The sequence below is a fragment of the Pseudescherichia sp. genome, from assembly GCF_031979925.1.
GTDB lineage: Bacteria > Pseudomonadota > Gammaproteobacteria > Enterobacterales > Enterobacteriaceae > Pseudescherichia.
Genome location: NZ_DALZFB010000008.1, coordinates 148932 through 170672, shown reverse-complemented (window position 1 = coordinate 170672; position 21741 = coordinate 148932). Strand labels below are relative to the sequence as shown.

Annotated in this window: 25 protein-coding genes; 18 read left to right on the top strand and 7 right to left on the bottom strand. The window is 57.7% G+C overall.

Annotated features, from left to right (window positions below):
• Positions 1 to 9: 9 nt before the first annotated feature.
• On the bottom strand, positions 10 to 708 hold the full coding sequence (locus RTM13_RS14965) for a tRNA-uridine aminocarboxypropyltransferase (RefSeq protein WP_312212819.1): 699 nt from the start codon (positions 706 to 708) through the stop codon (positions 10 to 12).
• Between the two features lie 72 nt (positions 709 to 780).
• A complete protein-coding gene (gene trxC, locus RTM13_RS14960; RefSeq protein ID WP_312212797.1) occupies positions 781 to 1200 on the bottom strand; it encodes a thioredoxin TrxC in 420 nt (139 codons plus the stop codon).
• Between the two features lie 192 nt (positions 1201 to 1392).
• Here trxC and RTM13_RS14955 point away from each other — a divergent pair, with 192 nt between their 5' ends.
• Positions 1393 to 2442, top strand: coding sequence for a tRNA/rRNA methyltransferase (locus RTM13_RS14955; RefSeq protein ID WP_312212795.1), 1050 nt, complete (start codon positions 1393 to 1395; stop codon positions 2440 to 2442).
• A 49-nt stretch (positions 2443 to 2491) separates the two neighbouring features.
• Here RTM13_RS14955 and ung read toward each other — a convergent pair whose 3' ends face one another.
• A complete protein-coding gene (gene ung, locus RTM13_RS14950) occupies positions 2492 to 3181 on the bottom strand; it encodes a uracil-DNA glycosylase (protein WP_312212793.1) in 690 nt (229 codons plus the stop codon).
• Positions 3182 to 3494: 313 nt separating this feature from the next.
• Between ung and grcA the strand changes: the two genes are divergently transcribed.
• Positions 3495 to 3878: an autonomous glycyl radical cofactor GrcA gene (gene grcA, locus RTM13_RS14945; RefSeq protein WP_312212791.1), complete on the top strand. Its 384-nt coding sequence runs from the start codon at positions 3495 to 3497 to the stop codon at positions 3876 to 3878.
• A gap of 43 nt (positions 3879 to 3921) precedes the next feature.
• On the opposite strand, the gene srmB is transcribed toward grcA, so the two are convergent.
• The gene (gene srmB, locus RTM13_RS14940; RefSeq protein WP_312212789.1) at positions 3922 to 5244 is read right to left on the bottom strand and encodes an ATP-dependent RNA helicase SrmB; all 1323 of its coding nucleotides are present in this window, start codon (positions 5242 to 5244) and stop codon (positions 3922 to 3924) included.
• A 131-nt stretch (positions 5245 to 5375) separates the two neighbouring features.
• Between srmB and trmN the strand changes: the two genes are divergently transcribed.
• A complete protein-coding gene (gene trmN, locus RTM13_RS14935; protein WP_312212787.1) occupies positions 5376 to 6113 on the top strand; it encodes a tRNA(1)(Val) (adenine(37)-N(6))-methyltransferase TrmN in 738 nt (245 codons plus the stop codon).
• On the opposite strand, the gene nadB is transcribed toward trmN, so the two are convergent.
• Positions 6106 to 7731 carry an L-aspartate oxidase gene (nadB, locus tag RTM13_RS14930; protein ID WP_312212785.1) on the bottom strand — a complete coding sequence of 542 codons (1626 nt, stop codon included), beginning with the start codon at positions 7729 to 7731 and terminating at the stop codon, positions 6106 to 6108. The genes trmN and nadB overlap by 8 nt on opposite strands.
• 307 nt (positions 7732 to 8038) lie before the next feature.
• Between nadB and rseD the strand changes: the two genes are divergently transcribed.
• From rseD to acpS, 12 genes are all read left to right on the top strand, one after another.
• Entirely contained in the window at positions 8039 to 8119 is an 81-nt protein-coding gene (rseD, locus tag RTM13_RS20235) for a rpoE leader peptide RseD (protein WP_243731523.1), read from the top strand.
• The gene (rpoE, locus tag RTM13_RS14925; RefSeq protein WP_042395496.1) at positions 8116 to 8691 is read left to right on the top strand and encodes an RNA polymerase sigma factor RpoE; all 576 of its coding nucleotides are present in this window, start codon (positions 8116 to 8118) and stop codon (positions 8689 to 8691) included. The genes rseD and rpoE overlap by 4 nt, the downstream gene beginning before the upstream one ends.
• Before the next feature lie 31 nt (positions 8692 to 8722).
• The gene (gene rseA / locus RTM13_RS14920) at positions 8723 to 9373 is read left to right on the top strand and encodes an anti-sigma-E factor RseA (protein WP_312212783.1); all 651 of its coding nucleotides are present in this window, start codon (positions 8723 to 8725) and stop codon (positions 9371 to 9373) included.
• A complete protein-coding gene (gene rseB / locus RTM13_RS14915) occupies positions 9373 to 10326 on the top strand; it encodes a sigma-E factor regulatory protein RseB (RefSeq protein WP_312212781.1) in 954 nt (317 codons plus the stop codon). Before rseA ends, rseB begins: the two co-directional genes overlap by 1 nt.
• On the top strand, positions 10323 to 10811 hold the full coding sequence (gene rseC / locus RTM13_RS14910; RefSeq protein ID WP_312212779.1) for a SoxR-reducing system protein RseC: 489 nt from the start codon (positions 10323 to 10325) through the stop codon (positions 10809 to 10811). Before rseB ends, rseC begins: the two co-directional genes overlap by 4 nt.
• Positions 10812 to 10978: 167 nt before the next feature.
• Complete coding sequence (lepA, locus tag RTM13_RS14905) at positions 10979 to 12778, top strand: translation elongation factor 4 (protein ID WP_312212777.1); 1800 nt, start codon at positions 10979 to 10981, stop codon at positions 12776 to 12778.
• A gap of 17 nt (positions 12779 to 12795) precedes the next feature.
• Positions 12796 to 13770, top strand: coding sequence for a signal peptidase I (lepB, locus tag RTM13_RS14900; protein ID WP_312212775.1), 975 nt, complete (start codon positions 12796 to 12798; stop codon positions 13768 to 13770).
• 210 nt (positions 13771 to 13980) lie between these two features.
• Positions 13981 to 14661: a ribonuclease III gene (gene rnc, locus RTM13_RS14895; protein WP_312212774.1), complete on the top strand. Its 681-nt coding sequence runs from the start codon at positions 13981 to 13983 to the stop codon at positions 14659 to 14661.
• The gene (gene era / locus RTM13_RS14890; RefSeq protein WP_312212773.1) at positions 14658 to 15566 is read left to right on the top strand and encodes a GTPase Era; all 909 of its coding nucleotides are present in this window, start codon (positions 14658 to 14660) and stop codon (positions 15564 to 15566) included. Before rnc ends, era begins: the two co-directional genes overlap by 4 nt.
• Before the next feature lie 65 nt (positions 15567 to 15631).
• Positions 15632 to 16357 (top strand): DNA repair protein RecO, encoded by a 726-nt coding sequence (recO, locus tag RTM13_RS14885; protein WP_312212817.1) that lies wholly within the window; start codon positions 15632 to 15634, stop codon positions 16355 to 16357.
• Between the two features lie 43 nt (positions 16358 to 16400).
• Positions 16401 to 17132: a pyridoxine 5'-phosphate synthase gene (gene pdxJ / locus RTM13_RS14880; protein WP_312212772.1), complete on the top strand. Its 732-nt coding sequence runs from the start codon at positions 16401 to 16403 to the stop codon at positions 17130 to 17132.
• Positions 17132 to 17512, top strand: coding sequence for a holo-ACP synthase (acpS, locus tag RTM13_RS14875; protein WP_312212770.1), 381 nt, complete (start codon positions 17132 to 17134; stop codon positions 17510 to 17512). Before pdxJ ends, acpS begins: the two co-directional genes overlap by 1 nt.
• On the opposite strand, the gene RTM13_RS14870 is transcribed toward acpS, so the two are convergent.
• Positions 17509 to 17769: a YfhL family 4Fe-4S dicluster ferredoxin gene (locus tag RTM13_RS14870; RefSeq protein WP_312212769.1), complete on the bottom strand. Its 261-nt coding sequence runs from the start codon at positions 17767 to 17769 to the stop codon at positions 17509 to 17511. The genes acpS and RTM13_RS14870 overlap by 4 nt on opposite strands.
• A 55-nt stretch (positions 17770 to 17824) precedes the next feature.
• Positions 17825 to 18673, bottom strand: coding sequence for a MurR/RpiR family transcriptional regulator (locus tag RTM13_RS14865; RefSeq protein WP_312212767.1), 849 nt, complete (start codon positions 18671 to 18673; stop codon positions 17825 to 17827).
• 116 nt (positions 18674 to 18789) lie between these two features.
• Here RTM13_RS14865 and murQ point away from each other — a divergent pair, with 116 nt between their 5' ends.
• Genes murQ through yfhb form a run of 3 tightly spaced genes read left to right on the top strand, consistent with a single transcriptional unit; the run spans position 18790 to position 21699 of the window.
• Positions 18790 to 19686: an N-acetylmuramic acid 6-phosphate etherase gene (murQ, locus tag RTM13_RS14860; protein ID WP_312212815.1), complete on the top strand. Its 897-nt coding sequence runs from the start codon at positions 18790 to 18792 to the stop codon at positions 19684 to 19686.
• Between the two features lie 9 nt (positions 19687 to 19695).
• Positions 19696 to 21060 carry a PTS transporter subunit EIIC gene (locus RTM13_RS14855; protein ID WP_312212765.1) on the top strand — a complete coding sequence of 455 codons (1365 nt, stop codon included), beginning with the start codon at positions 19696 to 19698 and terminating at the stop codon, positions 21058 to 21060.
• A gap of 3 nt (positions 21061 to 21063) precedes the next feature.
• Complete coding sequence (yfhb, locus tag RTM13_RS14850; RefSeq protein WP_312212763.1) at positions 21064 to 21699, top strand: phosphatidylglycerophosphatase C; 636 nt, start codon at positions 21064 to 21066, stop codon at positions 21697 to 21699.
• Positions 21700 to 21741 lie beyond the last annotated feature (42 nt).

Below are 21741 nucleotides of genomic sequence, written 5' to 3'. Positions count from 1 at the left end.
CCGATGACTTTAAACGCTTTCTTCGATATCCGCTGTGACGCTGCCCTTATGATGCGTTTTTCCTGCCAGATAGCGGGTGCGGAAGCAGGAGAAGTGATCCCCCAACGCCTGAGCAGCAGGCTGGTCTGCGGCGAGATCGAGCAGGGCGATCGCCACCTCAGCCGTGCAGTATTGCCCTTCGACCTGAGCTTCGCGCAGGCGGTAGGCGGAGACGCGGGAGAGATCGACGGAAATCACTGGCAGTGCATCGAGATAAGGACTTTTACGAAACATCTTTCGCGCCTCGGTCCAGGTTCCGTCGAGCATAATAAACAGCGGCGGCTTACCGCTGGGAGGCGCGGCGATCACCTGTCGCTCGCTGCCCGCATAGGCGGCGGGAAAGACGACCATCGGCTGGTAATGGGGATCGGCGACCAGATCCAGCAGCGCCTGCGGTGGCTCAGTGCGCGACCACTGGAACGCGGCGGTATCCGGCAGGATATCGGCAATCAGCCGTCCGGTATTGCTGGGCTTCATCGGCTCGGTATCAAACATCACCAGACAGAAGCGGCTGCGGGCAGCGCTGGGTTGCAGCGTGGCACAGAGACACTGCTTCTGCGGCAGCAGGCAGCGCTGACAGCGACGAATACGGTTACCCCGGGCGAGAAAAGGGCGTGTGGCGCGGGCAAGACGTTGCGCCCGAAGTTGCAGTACGGCGTTATTGGTCACGGTCATTGAGATGGCGCAGAAAAAACGCCATTGTGGCAGAGGGAAAAACGGGGCACAAGCGGCCCCGCAAGATTAGATTGATTCGTTCAGCCAGCTGTCGAACGGCGCTTTTGGCACCGCGCCGCTCAGCATGTCGACAACCTCACCATTTTTGAACAGCATGATGGTGGGAATGCTGCGGATACGGAAGCGGGCGCTCAGTTCGCGCTCGGCTTCGGTATTCACCTTCACAAAGCGTACTTTGCCGCTGCGCTCTTCGGCGACATCTTCAAAAATAGGGGCAAAGCTACGGCAGGGGCCACACCAGGGAGCCCAGAAATCTACCACTACTGGCAGATCGTCCTTCAGCAGTTTGTCCAGCGTCTCACCGGTGGCGTTAATCACATCGCCATCGAAAAGATCGTGGCCACAGCGTCCACATTTCGCGCCGTCGGTAGCATGGTCATCGGGAATGCGGTTCAGTGCCTGACAGCTTGCACATACGGTATTCATAACTAACCTCTGGGTAGTGCGGTGGAACAGAGTATGTTTCCAATATGTTACATATTATCTTTGAGCGGCTGTAAAACGACAACGCGTTTTATTCAATGAGTACAATAGTCGCAGACTTTTAATTGAAGTAATGGCTATGCGCCTGCACATCGGGTAATCTGCGCGCTTCGCGCAGCGCTGGTGGAGAAAAGCATGAACGACGAACTGAAAAACAAAAGCGGCAAGGTCAAAGTGATGTATGTCCGCAGTGATGATGATTCTGATAAACGCACCCATAACCCGCGTACCGGGAAGGGGGGCGGACGTCCGGGATCGTCTCGTGCAGACGGTGGCCGTCGCCCCGCCCGCGATGAGAGAAAACCTTTTAGTCGCGATCGTGACCGCGATAACGACCGTGACGGCGGCTCGCCGTGGCGCACCGTCTCTCGCCCGCCCGTTGCCGATTCGGTAAGGGACGAAGAAGAGTCAGCTAGCGGCAAACCGGTTATCGATCCGGAAGTGATCCGCCGCCAGCGCGCTGAAGAGACGCGCGTTTACGGTGAAAACGCCTGCCAGGCCCTGTTCCAGAGCCGCCCGGACTGCATCGTTCGCGCCTGGTTTGTCCAGAGCGTGACGCCGCGCTTCAAAGAGGCGCTGCGCTGGATGGCTGCTAACCGCAAGGCTTACCACGTTGTGGATGAAGCCGAGCTGGCAAAAGCCTCCGGGACCGAACACCACGGTGGCGTCTGCTTTATCATCAAAAAGCGCAGCGGCATTTCTGTGCAGCAGTGGGTGAGCCAGGCCGGCGAGCAGGATTGCGTCCTGGCGCTGGAAGATGTGGGTAACCCGCACAACCTCGGCGCGATGATGCGCAGCTGCGCGCACTTCGGCGTGAAGGGCGTGGTGCTGCAGGATGCAGGGATTATCGAGTCTGGCGCAGCGGTGCGTACTGCTGAGGGCGGGGCTGAGCATGTGCAGGCGATCACCGGTGACAGCGTACTTGATGCACTGGATGCCTTCCGCAAAGCGGGCTACACCATTGTGACGACCTCCAGCCATGAAGGTACGCCGCTTTATAAAGCCGAGCTGCCGAAGAAGATGGTGCTGGTGTTAGGCCAGGAGCGTGACGGTCTCTCCGATGCAGCGCTGGCCAGCGCCGATCTGAGTCTTGCTATTCCGGGCACCGGCAACGTTGAAAGTCTCAACGTCTCCGTAGCAACCGGCGTTCTGCTCGCCGAGTGGTGGCGTCAGAACAAAGCGTAACGCTTTCAAGGCCCGGCAGGCATCGCGCCGCCGGGCCTGATTCCCTTCGTTATTCGCTCTCTGCTGGCAGAGTCGGCATCCAGTCAATCGGCTTCTCGCCGTGCTGCTCCAGCCACTCGTTGGCCAGCACAAAATGGTTACAGCCAAAAAATCCCCGATGCGCCGATAGCGGTGAAGGGTGGGGCGCTTTCAGAATATGGTGGCGTTTACCGTCAATAATCGCCCCTTTCTTCTGCGCGTGAGATCCCCACAGCAAAAACACCACGTTCTCGCGGTGCTCGTTAATCAGGGCAATCACCTTATCGGTAAAGGTCTCCCAGCCAAGGCTGGCGTGAGAGTGCGCCTGGCCTGCGCGTACGGTCAGTACCGTGTTGAGCAGCAGTACCCCCTGACGCGCCCAGCTCTCCAGATAGCCGTGCGTCGGGCGGCTAAACCCTGGTATTGAGTTCTCCAGCTCTTTATACATATTGAGCAGCGACGGCGGGGTAGCGACGCCGGGGCGTACGGAGAAGGCCAGGCCGTGTGCCTGTCCCGGTCCATGGTAGGGATCCTGGCCCAGGATCACCACCTTCACATCCCCCAGCTCGGTGAAGCGAAAAGCGTTAAACACATCCTTCTGTGGCGGATAAACCGTCACGCCAGCCTCGCGCTCGGCGGCGACTGCGTTAAGCGTATTGGTAAAGTAGGGCTGCTTTTTCTCTTCAGCCAGCACGTCGTGCCATGTTTGCGAAGTGGTCATTCCGATCTCCTGCCTATTTTGATGATCCTAAGCTTAACCGCTTCTTTCACGGGAATAAAATGCGCGAGTTAAAACGGCCGGAAAAGCCTAAAAATATTTGAAAATTTGCAGGACAATTTTAGACTGGCGAAATACGTAAGTTGATATAAAACAACTATTTCCCGTGATGACCCTTTTTGTGGTGGGGTTTTTATTGATGTAAGTCAAAGAATGAGCGCGATTTGGCTGGTATATAGACACTCAGGCAACAATGGTTTTACCAATTGGCCGGGATATGGCCGACACAATAAATTAAGACGCCCGGAGGCATCATATGATTACAGGTATCCAGATCACCAAAGCGGCAAACGACGACCTGCTGAACTCTTTCTGGCTGCTCGACAGCGAAAAAGGCGAAGCGCGCTGCGTTTGCGCCAAAGCTGGTTTTGCAGAAGATGACGTGGTTGCGGTTGACCAGCTGGGCAACATTGAGTATCGCGAAGTGCCGATGGAAGTCCAGCCGCAGGTTCGCGTAGAGGGTGGCCAGCACCTGAACGTTAACGTACTGCGTCGCGAAACCCTGCTTGATGCGGTTGAGCACCCGGAAAAATACCCGCAGCTGACTATCCGTGTATCAGGCTATGCGGTGCGCTTTAACTCCCTGACCCCGGAGCAGCAGCGCGACGTTATTGCCCGTACCTTTACTGAAAGCCTGTAACAGGCTCTATAAAAAAAGCCGGGTTTATCACCCGGCTTTTTTATTACTCGTTTGAAGACTCCTGAGAGCCGCTTGGCTTACGACGCTTACCAATGTTTTTGGTATCGCGATGGCGCTGCTTCACGCGCGGCTTCTCTTTCTCTTTTTCTTTCTTCTCGGCGCGCTTGGCCAGTGCCTTCTTCGACGGTTTCCCCGTCATTTTCTCGCTCGGCGCACGGGTGGTTGGGCGCAGCTCGTCAATGACGCGTGCCTTTAACGGCTCGTCAACGTAGCGGCCAATTTTCTGCAGCAGCAGGTGGTCATGCGCCTCGACCAGCGAAATGGCGGTGCCTTTGCGCCCAGCGCGGCCGGTACGGCCAATACGGTGCAGATAGATATCGCCGCTGCGCGGCATATCAAAGTTAATCACATGGCTCACGTCCGGAATATCGATCCCGCGCGCAGCAACGTCGGTGGCGATCAGCACATTGACCCGGCCTTCGGTCAGGCGTTTGATACCTTCGGTACGCTTCACCTGGGCCATCTCGCCTTCAAGATAGCAGTTGTTGATGCCGGCGTTACGCAGCAGCTCTGCCAGCTCGTGAACGCGCTCGCGCTTGCGGACAAACACGATGGTGCGGGTCGCGTCGTCCTGCTTGAGCAGGTGCTGCAGCAGGGCGGTTTTATGCTCAAAGTTATCTGCGCGGTAGTACCACTGGTGGATCTTTTTACGCTCGCGGGTAGACGGCGTCGCAGAGACCTCGACCGGATCTTCCAGCAGGCGCTCGGCAAAGTCCTTCACGGCATTGCCTTCCAGCGTGGCGGAGAAGAGCATGGTCTGCTTACGCCAGCGCGTCTCTCCGGCGATGTGCTCGATATCCTGGGCGAACCCCAGCTCCAGCATGCGGTCCGCTTCATCAAGGATCAGCGTCTCTACGGCGCGGCAGTCAAAGTTCTCTTCTTTGATGTACTGCATTAAGCGGCCAGTCGTCGCGACCACAATATCCTGATTCTCGCTGAACACTTCAGCGTGGTTCATATAGGCCACGCCGCCGGTAATAGTGGCGATATCCAGGTGGGTATTTGCCGACAGCTCACGTGCGTGCTCGGCTACCTGCATCGCCAGCTCACGGGTAGGCGTCAGGATAAGAATACGCGGCGGTCCGGATTTCTTACGCGGAAAATCGATCAGGTGCTGCAACGCAGGCAGCAGGTACGCCGCCGTTTTCCCTGTGCCGGTAGGCGCAGAACCGAGTACATCGCGGCCCTCCAGCGCAGGCGGAATAGCAGCCGCCTGAATGGCAGTTGGGCGTGTGAAGCCTTTCTCCTGGAGCGCGTCCAGCAGGCTTTCATCGAGTTCGAGTTCGGAAAAAGTCGTTACAGTCATGTTCTACCTCAGTGTGGGGCGCTGATTATAATCGTTATGGCTGCAATCTTCATCTGTTTGTGTGGATAACGCTTTCCCGCCTGGCGGCTTTCCCCTATCCTACACCGGTTTCGTTAGTTGGATTGTTAATAATGCCCCACAGCAAAGCGCAGCTGCGTCGTAACGGATTTACGTTTAAACAGTTTTTTATTGCCCATGACAGATGTGCCATGAAGGTCGGCACCGACGGTATTCTACTCGGTGCATGGTCGCCGGTTGCCGGGGTTAAGCGTATCCTCGATATCGGTACCGGCAGCGGTTTGCTGGCGTTGATGCTGGCCCAGCGTACCGGCAAGGCGGTGAGCATTGACGCCGTGGAGCTGGAGGCCGAAGCTGCCCAGCAGGCGCAGGAGAACGTGACCGAGTCGCCATGGGCGGATCGCATTCAGATTCATACCGCCGATATTCAGCAGTGGGTCAACGAGCGCACCAGCCGCTACGATCTGATCGTCAGTAATCCTCCCTACTATGAGAAAGGGGTCGAGTGCGGGACGCCGCAGCGGGAGCAGGCGCGCTACACCGTCTCTCTGGATCACGGCGCGCTGCTGACCTGCGCCGCCGAGTGCATCACGGAAGAGGGCTTTTTATGCGTGGTGCTACCGGAGGGGCTGGGGAATCTCTTTACGCAAAAGGCGCTGGAGACCGGCTGGCATCTGCGCCTGCGCACCGACGTTGCCGATAACGAAAGCCGTCTGCCGCATCGTGTGTTGCTGGCTTTCTCCCCAACGCAAGGGGAGTGCTTTAGCGATCGGATGACCATCCGTGGGGCGGATCAGCGCTACTCTGACGACTATACGGCGCTGACCCAGGCCTTCTATCTCTTTATGTAGTTCTCTTTATATAGTTGCGCGGAGCGAGCACTGACGGCCCGGATTCAGCCAGTGGTTCCGGGTAGTCGAGCGTATAGTGCAATCCCCGGCTCTCCTTACGCGCCATAGCGCAGCGGACAATCAGCTCCGCCACCTGCACCAGGTTGCGCAGCTCCAGCAGGTTGTTGGAGACGCGGAAGTTAGCGTAGTACTCATCAATCTCCTGCTGCAGCATCTGGATCCGCCGCAGGGCACGTTCCAGCCGCTTGCTGGTGCGCACAATCCCTACATAGTCCCACATCAGCAGGCGCAGCTCGTGCCAGTTATGCTGAATAATGACCCGCTCATCTGGATCCTCTACCTGGCTCTCATCCCAGGCGGGGAGCATTGCGGTCTCCGGTATGGCAGGAAGCCGTCCGGCAATATCCTCAGCCGCTGACCAGCCGTAGACCAGACACTCCAGCAGCGAGTTAGATGCCATACGATTTGCGCCGTGCAGGCCGGTATAGCTCACCTCGCCGATGGCATACAGTCCGTCAACATCGGTGCGGCCCGCGTCATCTACCATCACGCCGCCGCAGGTGTAGTGCGCCGCCGGCACGATGGGCACCGGCTCTTTCGTCAGGTCGATACCCAGGCCGAGCAGCTTCTCATAGATCATCGGGAAGTGCTGGCGAATAAAGGCCTCAGGCTTATGGCTGATATCCAGGTACATACAGTCAGCGCCGAGACGCTTCATCTCATGGTCAATCGCCCTGGCTACCACGTCGCGCGGGGCCAGTTCGCCACGAGGATCGAAGTCAGGCATAAAGCGTGTGCCGTCCGGACGTTTAAGGTAAGCGCCTTCGCCGCGCAGCGCTTCAGTGAGGAGGAAGTTCCGCGCCTGAGGATGGAAGAGGGCGGTAGGGTGAAACTGGTTAAATTCGAGGTTGGCAACCCGACAACCTGCGCGCCAGGCCATGGCGATGCCGTCCCCGGAGGCGATATCCGGGTTGGTGGTATACTGATAGACCTTTGATGCACCTCCCGTCGCCAGCACCACTGCTTTTGCACGGCAGGTCTCTACCGCCTCTCTATTACGGTTCCATACCCATGCGCCTACCGCGCGGCGTGGACCCGAGAGGCCCACTCGATCGGAAATAATCAGGTCTACGGCGTTGCTGCGCTCAAGCACATGAATATTGGGATGGCTCAGGGCCTGGCTTACCAGCGTTGTCTCGACCGCTTTGCCAGTAGCATCGGCGGCGTGCAGGATCCGGCGATGGCTGTGTCCGCCCTCGCGGGTCAGGTGGTAGCCCTCTTCACCGTTAGGCTGAACGTGGGTATCGAACAGTACACCCTGATCGATCAGCCACTGCACGCAGGGCCGGGCGTTGCTGGCGACAAACTCAGCCGCATGGCGATCAACGATACCCGCGCCCGCTATCAGCGTATCTTCCACGTGTGAGCTAATGCTGTCCGTCTGATCAAATACGGCGGCGATCCCACCCTGCGCATAGAGGGTTGAGCCTTCGCTAATGGGACCTTTACTGAGAACAATCACGCTATGGTTTTGTGCCAGACGCAGCGCCAGAGAGAGACCCGCAGCGCCGCTGCCAATAACCAGCACATCACAGGAGAGATCGGGAGTCGTGTTCATGATAGTGTGTTTAATTTACTAAACAGGATGGGGTCAGCATAGATCTAAAAGCCGTATAAAGCACCTGTTTTTTTAAATAGGGTTGTAAAGACTAAACAGCGAGACGGGAAACGTGCTAAGTCAGTTTTGTGGTGAAAAAAAAGCGGGGTTGCGTTACTCTGCTGACGGTATAAAAGGCTTTTCTTCTATGCAACGTGCATAGTTTAGCGTCAGTAGACTTATAATGAGTCATAACGAGCGGTCTGCGAAACGATACACAAAAACAAAGGCGTAACGGAACTTTTGCCGAAAAAGTCTCTCTAACCACATGCTTGCTCAGAGTGCTGTGTGGGAGTGGCGTTTCGATTACGCGTGGATATTAGGTTTGGGGAGACATTACCTCGGATGAGCGAGCAGTTAACGGATCAGGTCCTCGTCGAACGGGTCCAGAAGGGAGATCAGAAAGCCTTTAACTTACTGGTGGTCCGCTACCAGCATAAAGTAGCGAGCCTGGTTTCCCGTTATGTGCCGTCGGGCGACGTTCCCGATGTGGCACAAGAGTCTTTTATTAAGGCCTATCGCGCGCTGGATTCATTCCGGGGAGATAGCGCTTTTTACACCTGGCTCTATCGTATTGCGGTGAATACCGCCAAGAATTACCTGGTCGCTCAGGGTCGTCGTCCACCGTCCAGCGATGTTGATGCTATAGAAGCAGAAAACTACGAAAACGGTGGGGCGCTGAAAGAAATTTCGAACCCTGAGAACTTAATGTTGTCAGAAGAACTGAGACAAATCGTTTTCCGAACCATTGAATCGCTTCCGGAAGATTTACGTATGGCAATCACCTTACGGGAGCTGGATGGCCTTAGCTATGAAGAGATAGCCGCCATTATGGACTGCCCGGTGGGTACGGTACGTTCCCGTATCTTCCGCGCTCGGGAAGCCATTGATAATAAAGTTCAACCGCTTATCAGGCGTTGACGATAGCGGGATACTGGAAAAGGTATTAGGCATGCAGAAAGAAAAGCTTTCCGCTTTGATGGATGGTGAGACGCTGGATACCGAGCTGCTCAAGGAGCTGTCTCGTGATCCGGAAATGCAGCAAACCTGGGAGCGTTATCATCTGGTTCGTGACGCTCTACGCGGTGACACTGCTGACGTCATCCATTTCGATATCTCAAGCCGCGTCATGGCCGCCATTGCCGACGAACCGGTACGGCAGACAACGCCACTGATCCCGGAATCCCAGCCTGCACCGCAGCAGTGGCAGAAGATGCCGTTCTGGGCCAAAGTGCGTCCCTGGGCAAGCCAGATCACCCAAATGGGCGTAGCTGCCTGCGTTTCGCTTGCCGTTATCGTAGGCGTGCAGCACTATAACAGCCAGTCCGACACCGCCCAGCAGCCTGAAGCGCCGGTATTTAACACGCTTCCTATGATGGGTAAAGCCAGTCCAGTAAGCCTGGGCGTGCCGTCGGATGCCACCGCCGATGCGGGTCAACAGCAGCAGGTTCAGGAGCAGCGCCGCCGTATCAATGCGATGCTACAGGACTATGAGCTGCAGCGCCGTCTGCACTCCGAACAGCTTCAGTTTGAGCAGGCGCAAACCCAGCAGGCCGCTGTACAGGTGCCAGGAACCCAAACTTTAGGAACGCAATCGCAGTAATGAAGCAACTTTGGTGTGCCATGTCTCTCATGGCCGGTAGTCTGTTGTTTTCTGCTAACGCCTCGGCTGATGTTACCTCCGGGGCGTTGTTGCAGCAGATGAACCTGGCCAGCCAGTCTCTCAACTACGAGCTCTCTTTCGTCAGCATCAACAAGCAGGGCGTCGAGTCGTTACGCTACCGGCATGCCCGTCTTGAAAACCAGCCTCTCGCTCAGCTATTGCAGATGGATGGCCCGCGTCGCGAGGTCGTGCAGCGCGGCAGCGAGATAAGCTACTTCGAGCCAGGCCTTGAGCCGTTTACGCTCACCGGTGACTATATTGTCGATTCGCTGCCCTCGCTGGTGTATACCGATTTCAAACGGCTGGCCTCCTTCTACGATTTTATCTCGGTAGGACGTACCCGGATCGCCGATCGCCTGTGCGAAGTGATCCGCGTCGTGGCTCGCGACGGCACCCGCTACAGCTACATTGTCTGGCTGGATGCAGAGACCAAGCTCCCTATGCGGGTTGATCTGCTCGATCGCGACGGTGAAACGCTGGAGCAGTTCCGCGTCGTGGCGTTCACCGTTAACGAGCGGGTGGGGAGTAATATGGAGAACCTCGCCAAAGCTAACCTGCCGCCGCTGCTGTCGGTTCCGGCGGGTGAAAAGATCGATTTTAACTGGTCGGCCAGCTGGCTGCCGCAGGGCTTTAGCGAAGTCTCCAGCAGTCGTCGCAAGCTGCCAACTCTCGACATGCCGGTCGAATCCCGTCTCTTCTCTGACGGGCTGTTTAGCTTCTCGATCAACGTCAATCGCGCCAGCCACAACAGCAGCGATCAAATGCTGCGCACCGGGCGTCGTACTGTGAGTACCACCGTTCGGGATAACGCAGAAATTACCGTGGTAGGCGAGCTTCCGCCGCAGACCGCAAAACGTATTGCAGATAGCCTCAAATTCAGGGCAGCACAATGATCAAAGAGTGGGCGACCGTCGTCTCATGGCACAATGGCGAAGCCGTTGTCAGCTGTGACGTTAAAGCATCCTGTAACAGCTGCGCCTCACGTGCAGGGTGCGGCAGCCGGGTTCTGAACAAGCTGGGGCCGCAGATGACCCACACCATTTCCGTGCCGAGCGAGCAGCCGCTGGTGGTTGGGCAGAAGGTTGAGCTGGGTATTGCCGAAGGCAGCCTGCTCAGCTCTGCGCTGCTGGTCTATATGTCACCGCTGGTGGGGCTGTTTATCATGGCCGCGCTGTTCCAGACGCTGTTCGGTTATGACCTGGCAGCAATGGGCGGTGCCGTGCTGGGCGGGGTAGGCGGCTTTCTGCTGGCCCGCGCTTTCTCACCGAAGCTGGCCGCACGCGAAGCCTGGCAGCCGGTTATCCTGAGCGTTGCCCTGCCGCCGGATCTGCTGCGGGTCGATGCCACCCCGGCAGACGTCAGTTCTCGTTCGCATTAATTATTAGCAATTACGCCGCCGATAAATAGCGGCGTCTCGCCTTCCCGCTCTCCTCGCGGGATGAGCATTCCCCGCGTTGTTGTTGTAGTGTAGAATGCGGCGTTTCAGACAACAGACGTGGCTCAGTACAGCGGCCTCTTAGTTTCGTAAGGCATAAATCTCCCTATATGAAGAACATAAGAAATTTCTCCATCATTGCGCACATCGACCACGGTAAATCGACGCTGTCTGACCGTATCATCCAGCTTTGCGGTGGCCTGTCCGATCGCGAAATGGCAGCCCAGGTGCTGGACTCCATGGATCTTGAGCGCGAGCGCGGGATCACCATCAAAGCCCAGAGCGTAACGCTGGACTATAAAGCCGCCGACGGCGAAACCTACCAGCTGAACTTTATCGACACCCCAGGCCACGTTGACTTCTCGTATGAGGTCTCCCGCTCGCTGGCGGCGTGCGAAGGTGCACTGCTGGTGGTCGATGCAGGCCAGGGCGTGGAAGCGCAGACGCTGGCTAACTGCTACACCGCAATGGAAATGGATCTGGAAGTCGTCCCGGTCCTCAACAAAATCGACCTGCCGGCCGCCGATCCAGAGCGCGTGGCGGAAGAGATTGAAGATATTGTCGGTATCGATGCCGCCGACGCCGTACGCTGCTCCGCGAAGACCGGGGTAGGGGTGGGCGACGTGCTGGAGCGTCTGGTGCGTGATATTCCGCCACCGCAGGGCGATCCTGACGCACCGCTGCAGGCGCTGATCATTGACTCCTGGTTCGATAACTACCTGGGCGTTGTCTCCCTGGTGCGTATCAACAACGGCACCATGCGTAAAGGCGACAAGATCAAGGTGATGAGCACCGGCCAGACCTATAACGCCGATCGCCTGGGTATCTTTACGCCGAAGCAGGTTGACCGTACCGAGTTGAAGTGCGGCGAGGTAGGCTGGCTGGTCTGTGCGATCAAAGACATCCTTGGTGCACCAGTAGGCGATACCCTGACCACTGCCCGTAACCCGGCGGACAAAGCGCTGCCTGGCTTTAAGAAGGTGAAACCGCAGGTGTACGCCGGTCTGTTCCCGGTCAGCTCTGACGACTACGAGAACTTCCGCGACGCGCTGGGCAAGCTGAGCCTCAACGACGCCTCCCTGTTCTACGAGCCGGAAAGCTCTACCGCGCTGGGCTTCGGCTTCCGCTGCGGCTTCCTCGGCCTGCTGCACATGGAGATCATTCAGGAGCGTCTGGAGCGTGAATACGATCTGGATCTGATTACCACCGCGCCGACCGTAGTCTATGAAGTGGTTACCACCTCGAAAGAGACGATCTACGTCGACAGCCCATCCAAGCTGCCGCCGCTGAACAACATTCAGGAACTGCGCGAGCCTATCGCCGAGTGCCATATGCTGCTGCCGCAGGAGTATCTGGGCAACGTTATCACCCTCTGCGTCGAGAAGCGCGGCGTGCAGACCAACATGGTTTACCACGGTAAACAGGTAGCGCTGACCTATGAGATCCCGATGGCGGAAGTGGTGCTCGACTTCTTCGATCGCCTGAAGTCCACTTCCCGTGGCTATGCGTCGCTGGACTACAACTTCAAGCGCTTCCAGGCCTCCAACATGGTACGCGTGGACGTGCTGATCAACAGCGAGCGTGTTGACGCCCTGGCGCTGATCACCCACAACGATAACGCACCGTACCGCGGTCGTGAGCTGGTTGAGAAGATGAAAGAGCTGATCCCGCGCCAGCAGTTCGATATCGCGATTCAGGCCGCCATCGGTAACCATATTATTGCCCGTTCAACTGTGAAGCAGCTGCGTAAAAACGTCCTGGCTAAGTGCTACGGCGGTGACGTTAGCCGTAAGAAAAAGCTGCTGCAGAAACAGAAAGAGGGTAAGAAGCGTATGAAGCAGGTCGGTAACGTTGAGCTGCCGCAGGAAGCGTTCCTCGCCATTCTGCACGTAGGTAAAGACGGCAAATAAACCATTAAGGAGTTGGTATGGCGAACATGTTTGCCCTGATCCTGGTGATTGCAACCCTGGTGACGGGGTTGCTCTGGTGCCTGGACAAGGCCGTATTTGCACCCAAGCGCCGGGAGCGGCAGGCCGCAGCCCAGGCGGCGGCGGGCGATACGCTGGATCAAAAAACGCTAAAGAAAGTTGGCCCGAAGCCGGGCTGGCTGGAGACCGGGGCCTCCGTGTTCCCGGTGCTGGCGATTGTGCTGGTGGTGCGCTCGTTCATCTACGAGCCGTTTCAGATCCCGTCTGGTTCGATGATGCCAACCCTGCTGATCGGCGACTTTATTCTGGTGGAGAAGTTTGCCTACGGGATTAAGGATCCGATCTACCAGAAAACGCTGATCGAAACCGGCCATCCGAAACGCGGCGACATCGCGGTGTTTAAGTATCCGGACGATCCGCGCCTGGACTACATCAAGCGCGTCGTCGGTCTGCCGGGTGATAAGGTCAGCTACGATCCGGTGGCTAAGCAGGTCACGGTGCAGCCAGGGTGCAGCTCCGGTCAGGCGTGCGCCAGCGCGCTGCCGATCACCTACTCCAACGTTGCACCCAGCGATTTTGTGCAGACCTTTAGCCGCCGCAACGGTGGTGAGGCCAGCAGCGGCTTCTTCCAGCTGCCGCCGGGTGAAACCAAAGAGAACAGCGTGCGTCTCGCCGAACGGAAAGAGACGCTGGGTGACGTGACGCACCGCATTCTGACCGTGCCGATCGCCCAGGATCAGCTGGGGCTTTATCACCAGCAGCCAGGCCAGCCGCTGGCGACCTGGATCGTGCCGCCAGGCCACTACTTCATGATGGGTGATAACCGCGACAACAGCGCGGACAGCCGTTACTGGGGCTTTGTGCCGGAAGCGAATCTGGTAGGTCGGGCAACGGCAATCTGGATGAGCTTCGAGAAACAAGAGGGCGAGTGGCCAACCGGCGTGCGCTTAAACCGCATCGGTGGCATCCACTAATCCGTCGGGTTGCAGCTGATCTGGCTGCAACCCAAATTATTTCCGCTATAAATCAGTTACGGCTAACGACATCCCACGCCGTTGTGTATAGAATATTCCCCCGAAGTTTAGGCTGGCTCCGCAGGGAGCCACGGCACACGAAACCGCGTTGTTCTCTTCAGGTCGGTTTCGTGTGCTGCATTTTTGACGCATTCATTCTATTGGTATCGCATGAACCCCATCGTAATTAATCGGCTTCAACGGAAGCTGGGCTACACTTTTCAACATCAGGAGCTATTGCAGCAGGCGCTAACCCATCGCAGTGCCAGCAGCAAACACAATGAGCGTCTGGAGTTTTTGGGTGACTCCATTTTAAGTTTTGTTATTGCCAACGCGCTCTATCACCGTTTTCCTCGCGTAGACGAGGGCGACATGAGCCGGATGCGCGCCACGCTGGTGCGTGGCAACACGCTGGCCGAGATTGCCCGTGAGTTCGAGCTGGGCGAGTGCCTGCGTTTAGGGCCGGGCGAGCTTAAAAGCGGCGGTTTCCGCCGGGAGTCGATTCTGGCCGATACCGTAGAAGCGTTGATTGGCGGCGTGTTTCTCGACAGCGATATTCAGACCGTCGAAAAGCTGATCCTCTACTGGTATCAGTCCCGCCTGGACGAGATTAGCCCAGGGGATAAACAAAAAGATCCGAAGACGCGTTTGCAGGAATTTTTGCAGGGTCGTCACCTGCCGCTGCCAACCTATCTGGTTGTGCAGGTGCGTGGCGAAGCCCACGATCAGGAATTTACTATCCACTGCCAGGTAAGCGGCCTGAGTGAACCGGTGGTCGGCACAGGTTCCAGCCGCCGCAAGGCGGAGCAGGCAGCCGCCGAACAGGCGTTGAAGAAACTGGAGCTGGAATGAGCAACGAAAAAACATACTGCGGATTTATTGCCATCGTTGGACGTCCCAACGTTGGCAAATCCACCTTGCTGAACAATCTGCTTGGGCAGAAGATCTCTATTACCTCCCGTAAAGCGCAGACCACGCGTCACCGCATCACGGGGATCCACACCGAAGGCGCTTATCAGGCCATCTACGTGGACACCCCGGGCCTGCACATGGAAGAGAAGCGCGCCATCAACCGCCTGATGAACAAGGCGGCCAGCAGCTCTATCGGCGACGTTGAGCTGGTGATCTTCGTGGTGGAAGGCACCCGCTGGACGGCGGACGACGAGATGGTGCTTAACAAGCTGCGCGACGGTAAAACGCCGGTAATCCTGGCGGTTAACAAGGTCGATAACGTGCAGGAGAAGGCGGATCTGCTGCCGCACCTGCAGTTCCTCGCCAGCCAGATGAACTTCCTCGATATCGTGCCGCTCTCTGCCGAGACCGGAATGAACGTGGATACCATCGCCAGCATCGTGCGTAAACATCTGCCGGAAGCGATCCACCACTTCCCGGAAGATTACATCACCGATCGCTCACAGCGCTTTATGGCCTCGGAGATCATTCGTGAAAAGCTGATGCGTTTTCTCGGTGAAGAGCTGCCCTACTCGGTGACCGTCGAGATCGAGCAGTTTGTCAGCAACGATCGCGGCGGCTACGACGTCAACGGCCTAATCCTGGTTGAGCGCGAAGGGCAGAAGAAGATGGTGATTGGCAACAAAGGGGCCAAGATCAAAACCATCGGCATCGAAGCCCGCAAAGATATGCAGGAGATGTTCGAAGCGCCGGTGCACCTTGAGCTGTGGGTGAAGGTTAAATCCGGCTGGGCCGACGACGAGCGCGCTCTGCGTAGCCTCGGCTACGTTGACGATCTCAAATAATTGACTGAGGTGAACGGGTGCTGCCAACGCACCTGCGACTCGCAAGACGACGAGTATAAATGCTGATGGAAGGGTGGCAGCGCGCTTTTGTCTTACACAGTCGTCCCTGGAGCGAAACCAGCCTGATGCTGGACGTCTTCACGGAAGAGTCGGGCCGCGTGCGCCTTGTTGCAAAAGGCGCACGGGCAAAACGATCTAACCTGAAGGGCGCCCTCCAGCCCTTTACGCCTCTACTGGTACGCTTCGGCGGCCGGGGTGAAGTCAAAACCCTGCGCAGCGCGGAAGCGGTCTCACTGGCGCTCCCCCTGAGCGGCATCACGCTCTACAGCGGTCTCTACGTTAACGAGCTTATCTCTCGCGTACTTGAACATGAGACGCGCTTCTCTGAACTTTTTTTCGATTACCTGCACTGTATCCAGGCGCTGGCAGGCCTGAGCGGCTCACCCGAACCGATCCTCCGGCGCTTTGAGCTGGCGCTGCTGGGTCATCTTGGGTACGGTATCGATTTTCTGCACTGCGCCGGAACCGGCGAAGCGGTGGAGGATACCATGACCTACCGCTACCGGGAGGAGAAGGGGTTTATTGCCAGCGTGGTAATAGATAACCGCACCTTTACCGGCCGCCAGCTGCGGGCGCTTGCCGAGCGCGAGTTTCCCGACGGCGATACGTTAAAAGCGGCGAAACGCTTTACCCGCGCGGCCCTGAAGCCGTATCTTGGCGGGAAACCGCTAAAAAGCCGGGAGCTGTTTCGCCAGTTTGTGCCGAAACGGCCAGCGCCGGATGCACCGTAAAACATCCACCGTAAGATAAAGGATATTCGAGGATTGTATTGTCATGGCTGAACTACTGTTAGGCGTTAATATCGATCACATTGCTACCTTGCGTAACGCACGTGGCACGGCATACCCTGATCCGGTCCAGGCGGCGTTTATTGCCGAGCAAGCAGGGGCGGACGGTATTACGGTGCATCTGCGCGAGGATCGCCGCCACATCACCGACCGCGACGTGAAGGTACTGCGCCAGACCCTGGATACGCGCATGAACCTGGAGATGGCGGTTACCGAAGAGATGCTGGCTATCGCCTGCGAGACCAAACCTCACTTCTGCTGCCTGGTACCGGAGAAGCGTCAGGAGGTCACCACCGAAGGCGGGCTGGACGTAGCCGGACAGCGGGATAAGATGCGCGACGCCTGCACGCGGCTGGCGGAAGCCGGGATCCTGGTATCGCTGTTTATCGATGCCGATCCCGAGCAGATCAAAGCCGCCGCTGAGGTAGGTGCGCCCTACATCGAAATCCATACCGGCTGCTACGCGGATGCGGAAGACGAGGCCACCCAGGCCAAAGAGCTGGAGCGCATCGCCAACGCGGCGACCTATGCGGCGAGTCTCGGGCTTAAGGTTAACGCCGGTCACGGTCTGACCTACCACAACGTGAAGGCCATCGCCCAGATCCCGGAGATGCACGAGCTGAACATCGGCCACGCCATTATTGGCCGGGCGGTGATGAGCGGCCTGAAAGAGGCGGTTGCCGAGATGAAACGCCTGATGCTGGAAGCGCGCCGGTAATGGCTATTCTGGGCTTAGGCACGGATATCGTGGAGATCGATCGCATTGAAGGGGTGATCTCCCGCTCCGGCGACCGACTGGCAAAGAAAGTGCTGAGCGCCAACGAATGGGCCATCTACCAGGCCCATCAGCAGCCGGTGCGCTTTCTTGCCAAGCGCTTTGCGGTAAAAGAGGCGGCGGCAAAAGCGTTCGGGACCGGGATCCGTAACGGCCTGGCGTTCAATCAGTTTGAAGTCTTTAACGACGAGCTGGGCAAGCCACGCCTGCGTCTGTGGGGCGAAGCGCTGAAGCTGGCGGAGCGGTTGGGCGTGGCGCATATGCACGTGACCCTGGCGGATGAGCGACGCTACGCCTGCGCGACGGTGATTATCGAGAGCTAAATTTTATCCGCGTGGTGCAGCAGGACAAACTTATCCCACAGCTGCTCCTGGCTCTCGATGTGCGCCGCATCCTTGAGGATCGTATTCGGGATAGGGCAGACCTTCTGACACGTCGGCGTTTCGTAGTGGCCGACGCACTCCGTGCAGCGATCGCTGTCGATCTCATAAACGCTCTCACCCATCGAAATGGCCTCGTTCGGACACTCGGGTTCGCACATATCGCAGTTTATGCATTTTTTGGTGATCAACAGCGCCATCGGGAAATCTCAGAAGCTACACAAGCAGGGCGGGTATTATACGCCCGATTTCTGCTCAGACCAGTTTTTTCACCAATGCCTCGCTGTGGCGGATCCGCTCCGGGGCGTGCTCCAGATCCTGCTGCACCAGTGCCATAAACAGCAGATCAGTCAGTAACATTTGCGCGCTGGTAGAGGAGATGGCCGCGCTGCGGGTGGCCTGCTCCTCGGCGATGGTATACAGGCAGCGGGTTGAACGCTGCTGCAAAGCATTAGGCGTAAAGCCAGTGATCGCCAGGATCTTCGCCCCAACGCGAAAGGCTTCATCCGCCGCCATGTTGATCTCCCGCCGCTCGCCAGTATAGGAGATAGCCAGCAGCAGATCGTCGCTCTCCATGGCCTGCGCCGTTGCCAGCAGGGCATGCATATCCTGCTCTACCACCGCATGCAAACCAATCTTCATCAGCTTCCAGCCAAAATTACGCGCCACCAGCCCGGACGCGCCGATGCCGGTCAGCACGATCCGCCGCGCATCGCGCAGCATGATTACGCTCTCCTGCAGCTTATCCTCGGTATTTACATCAAGCGTCGCGTTCATGGCGCTGACCTTCTCATGGATCAGCTTCTCGCCTACCACCCGCAGGGGATCGTCGCCGCGGATCTGGTTATGCACCGGAACGGAGTGGGGCGTTGGCGTGCTGACCAGCGCTTCGCTAATCGCCAGCTTGAGCGCCGGAAATCCTTTAAACCCCAGCTTCTGGGCGAACTTTACCACGCTGGACTGGCTGATACCCGCCTCGGCTGCCAGCTGTTGCGAACTGAGGTGGCGGGCGCGATCGGGCTGGGTGAGGAGAAAATCAGCCAGCTTTTTATCGCTTTGTGCCAGGCCCGCATAGCGCTGACGGATATGGATCAAACAGTTCATGGCAACTCCGGGGGCAAAACGTGACAACGGCAACAAACATCCTGTTCGCAGGCATCAATGAATTATATATTCCATTATACTGCGCGGGACACGAATTAAATATTCAAAAGGTACTGATAATGAATCTTGGCTCACTGGTATCAGAAACGCGAAATTCCGAGACGATGGATCTGGATGCGCTTTCGACTATCGAGTTAGTAACCCGTTTTAATCAACAGGATACGCTGGTCGCGCTGGCAGTGAAAGAGACATTGCCAGATGTTGCAAAAGCGGTGGATGCCGCAGCGGCAGCACTGAAAGCAGGCGGACGTATCATCTATATGGGCGCAGGCACCAGCGGGCGGCTGGGTATCCTGGATGCTTCAGAGTGCCCACCGACCTTTGGCGTCCCGCACGGCCTGGTGATTGGCCTGATTGCCGGTGGTCCAGGCGCGCTGTTGAAAGCGGTAGAGGGGGCAGAGGATAACCCACAGCTGGGGGAGGACGATCTGCGTGAACTGACGCTCGCCCCCCAGGATCTGGTAGTGGGTCTGGCCGCGTCCGGGCGCACGCCTTACGTCATCGGCGGGCTGAAATATGCACGGGCCACGGGCTGCACCACGGTGGCTATCTCCTGTAATCCCGCCTCGCCAATCGCTCAGGAAGCTGACATTGCCATCTCGCCCGTAGTAGGGCCGGAAGCGTTAACCGGCTCTACCCGCCTCAAGTCCGGCACGGCGCAAAAGCTGGTGCTGAACATGATCTCCACCGGGGCGATGGTCAAGTTTGGCAAGGTCTACCAGAACCTGATGGTCGATATGAAAGCGAGCAATATCAAACTTGTCGATCGCGCCTGCCGCATGGTGGTTGAAGCTACAGGCGTCACGCTGGAGCAGGCCCGCAGCGTGCTGGAGCAGACCGGGTATGACGTGAAGCCCGCTATTTTAATGGTGCTCACCGGGCTGGACGTAGACGCTGCCCGCGCCCGGCTCGACGCACATCAAGGGTTCTTACGCGCCGCGCTTAACGACTAAGAGGTTCACATGGATAAGTCACTGACGTTGGCAGGGGAGATTTTGCAGGGCATCGGCGGGCAGGGCAACGTGCTGCGGCTGGAAAACTGTATGACCCGCGTCCGGTTTGAGGTACAGGATGAGGGGCTGCTTAATATCGGCAGGCTGAAATCGCTCCCGGGCGTCAGCGGCTATGTTAAGCAGGGTGAGCAGCATCAGCTGATCGTCGGGCCAGGAAGAGCCGGGCAGGTGGTAGATGCCATGCGCTTGCTGGTCAATGGCGAGGGTGCAGCCCCGATCCCGGATGAGATCGCCCGCAATAAGGCCCAGGCGAAAGCGCAGTATAAAGCGCCGATGAGCGATGCGCTGCGCATGCTGGCGAACGTTTTCATTCCGCTCATTCCGGCGTTTATCGCTTCCGGCCTGATCACCGGCATTATCAATATCCTGAAGCGACCCGATATTGCTGGCGATATCGCGATTCACTACCCCAACGTGCTGGGGCTGCTCGGCATCTTTGGCAGCGCCGTGTTTGCGATTATGAATATTCTTGTGGGGGTCAACGCGGCGAAGGTGTTCGGCGGCTCGCAGGCGTTAGGCGGAGTGATGGCAGGCATTCTCTCGAGTCCGCAACTGGCGCAGATCACGCTGTTTGGCGAAGCGTTGCAGCCAGGGCGCGGCGGGGTGATCGCCGTGCTGCTGGTCGTTGCGCTGATGTGCTGGTTTGAGAAGCGGTTTCGTGAACGACTGCCAGGCTCACTGGAGTTAATTCTTAACCCGCTGCTGACCACGCTCATCACCGGGACGATTGCGATCGTGGCACTACAGCCCCTCGGGGGCTGGATTTCTGAATCCATTGCTCAAGGTGCTGGCTGGGCTATCGATCGCGGCGGTCTGCTGGTGGGCGCAGTGCTGGCCGGTAGCTTTTTGCCGCTGGTGCTTACCGGCCTGCATCAGGGCCTGGTACCGATCCACGTGGAGTTGGTTCAGGCGCACGGCTTCAACGCCCTGCTGCCTATCCTCTCCATGGCGGGCGTCGGTCAGGTAGGCGCGGCGCTCGCCGTGCTGCTCAAAACACGCAATGCCCGGCTAAAAACGGTCATCAAAGGTGCGCTGCCGGTGGGGCTGTTGGGCATCGGTGAGCCGCTGATTTTTGGCGTTACGCTGCCGCTGGGCAAACCGTTTATCGGTGCCTGCCTGGGCGGCGCAGTAGGTGGGGCGCTCGTCTGCTACTGGAAGGTAGCGACGGTTATTACCTTTGGGATTTCCGGTTTACCGCTGGCTTTAACGATTGTTACCGGAAAAGTCACGATCTATCTGTTAGGCTATTTATTGGCGGTCATCGCCGGGTTCCTGTTTACCTGGCTGTTAGGTTTTAACGATCCAAAGGAGTAGGGTTTGGCAAATAGCGAGCGTCGTGTCGTCTTTTTCGATCTGGATGGAACGCTGCACCAGCAGGATATGTTCGGGACATTTCTGCGGTATCTGCTGCGGCATCAGCCACTCAATGCGCTGCTCGTTCTACCGCTGCTGCCGGTTATCGGTATTGCATTACTGGTAAAGGGGCGGGCTGCCCGCTGGCCGATGAGTCTGTTGCTGTGGGGGTGCACGTTTGGTCACAGCGAGGCGCGGCTTAAGGCGCTGGAAAAGTCGTTTGTCACCTGGTTTCGTGGGCGCGTTACCGCCTTCCCGGTGGTACAGGATCGCCTGACCAACTATCTCGACGCCTCGGATGCGGATATCTGGCTGATCACCGGCTCGCCGCAGCCGCTGGTGGAGCAGGTCTATTTTGATACGCCCTGGCTGCCCCGCGTCAACCTGATCGCCAGCCAGATCCGCCGTAGCCACGGTGGCTGGGTGCTCTCTATGCGCTGTCTCGGTCATGAGAAGGTGGTGCAGCTGGAGCAAAAAATCGGCACGCCGCTGCGCCTTTATAGCGGCTACAGCGACAGCAAGCAGGATAATCCGCTGCTCTATTTCTGCGAACATCGCTGGCGGGTCACGCCCCTTGGAGAGCTACAGCAACTCGAGTAGTGTGTGCATACTTACACCTGTGTATAATGCGCCCCGTTTTGA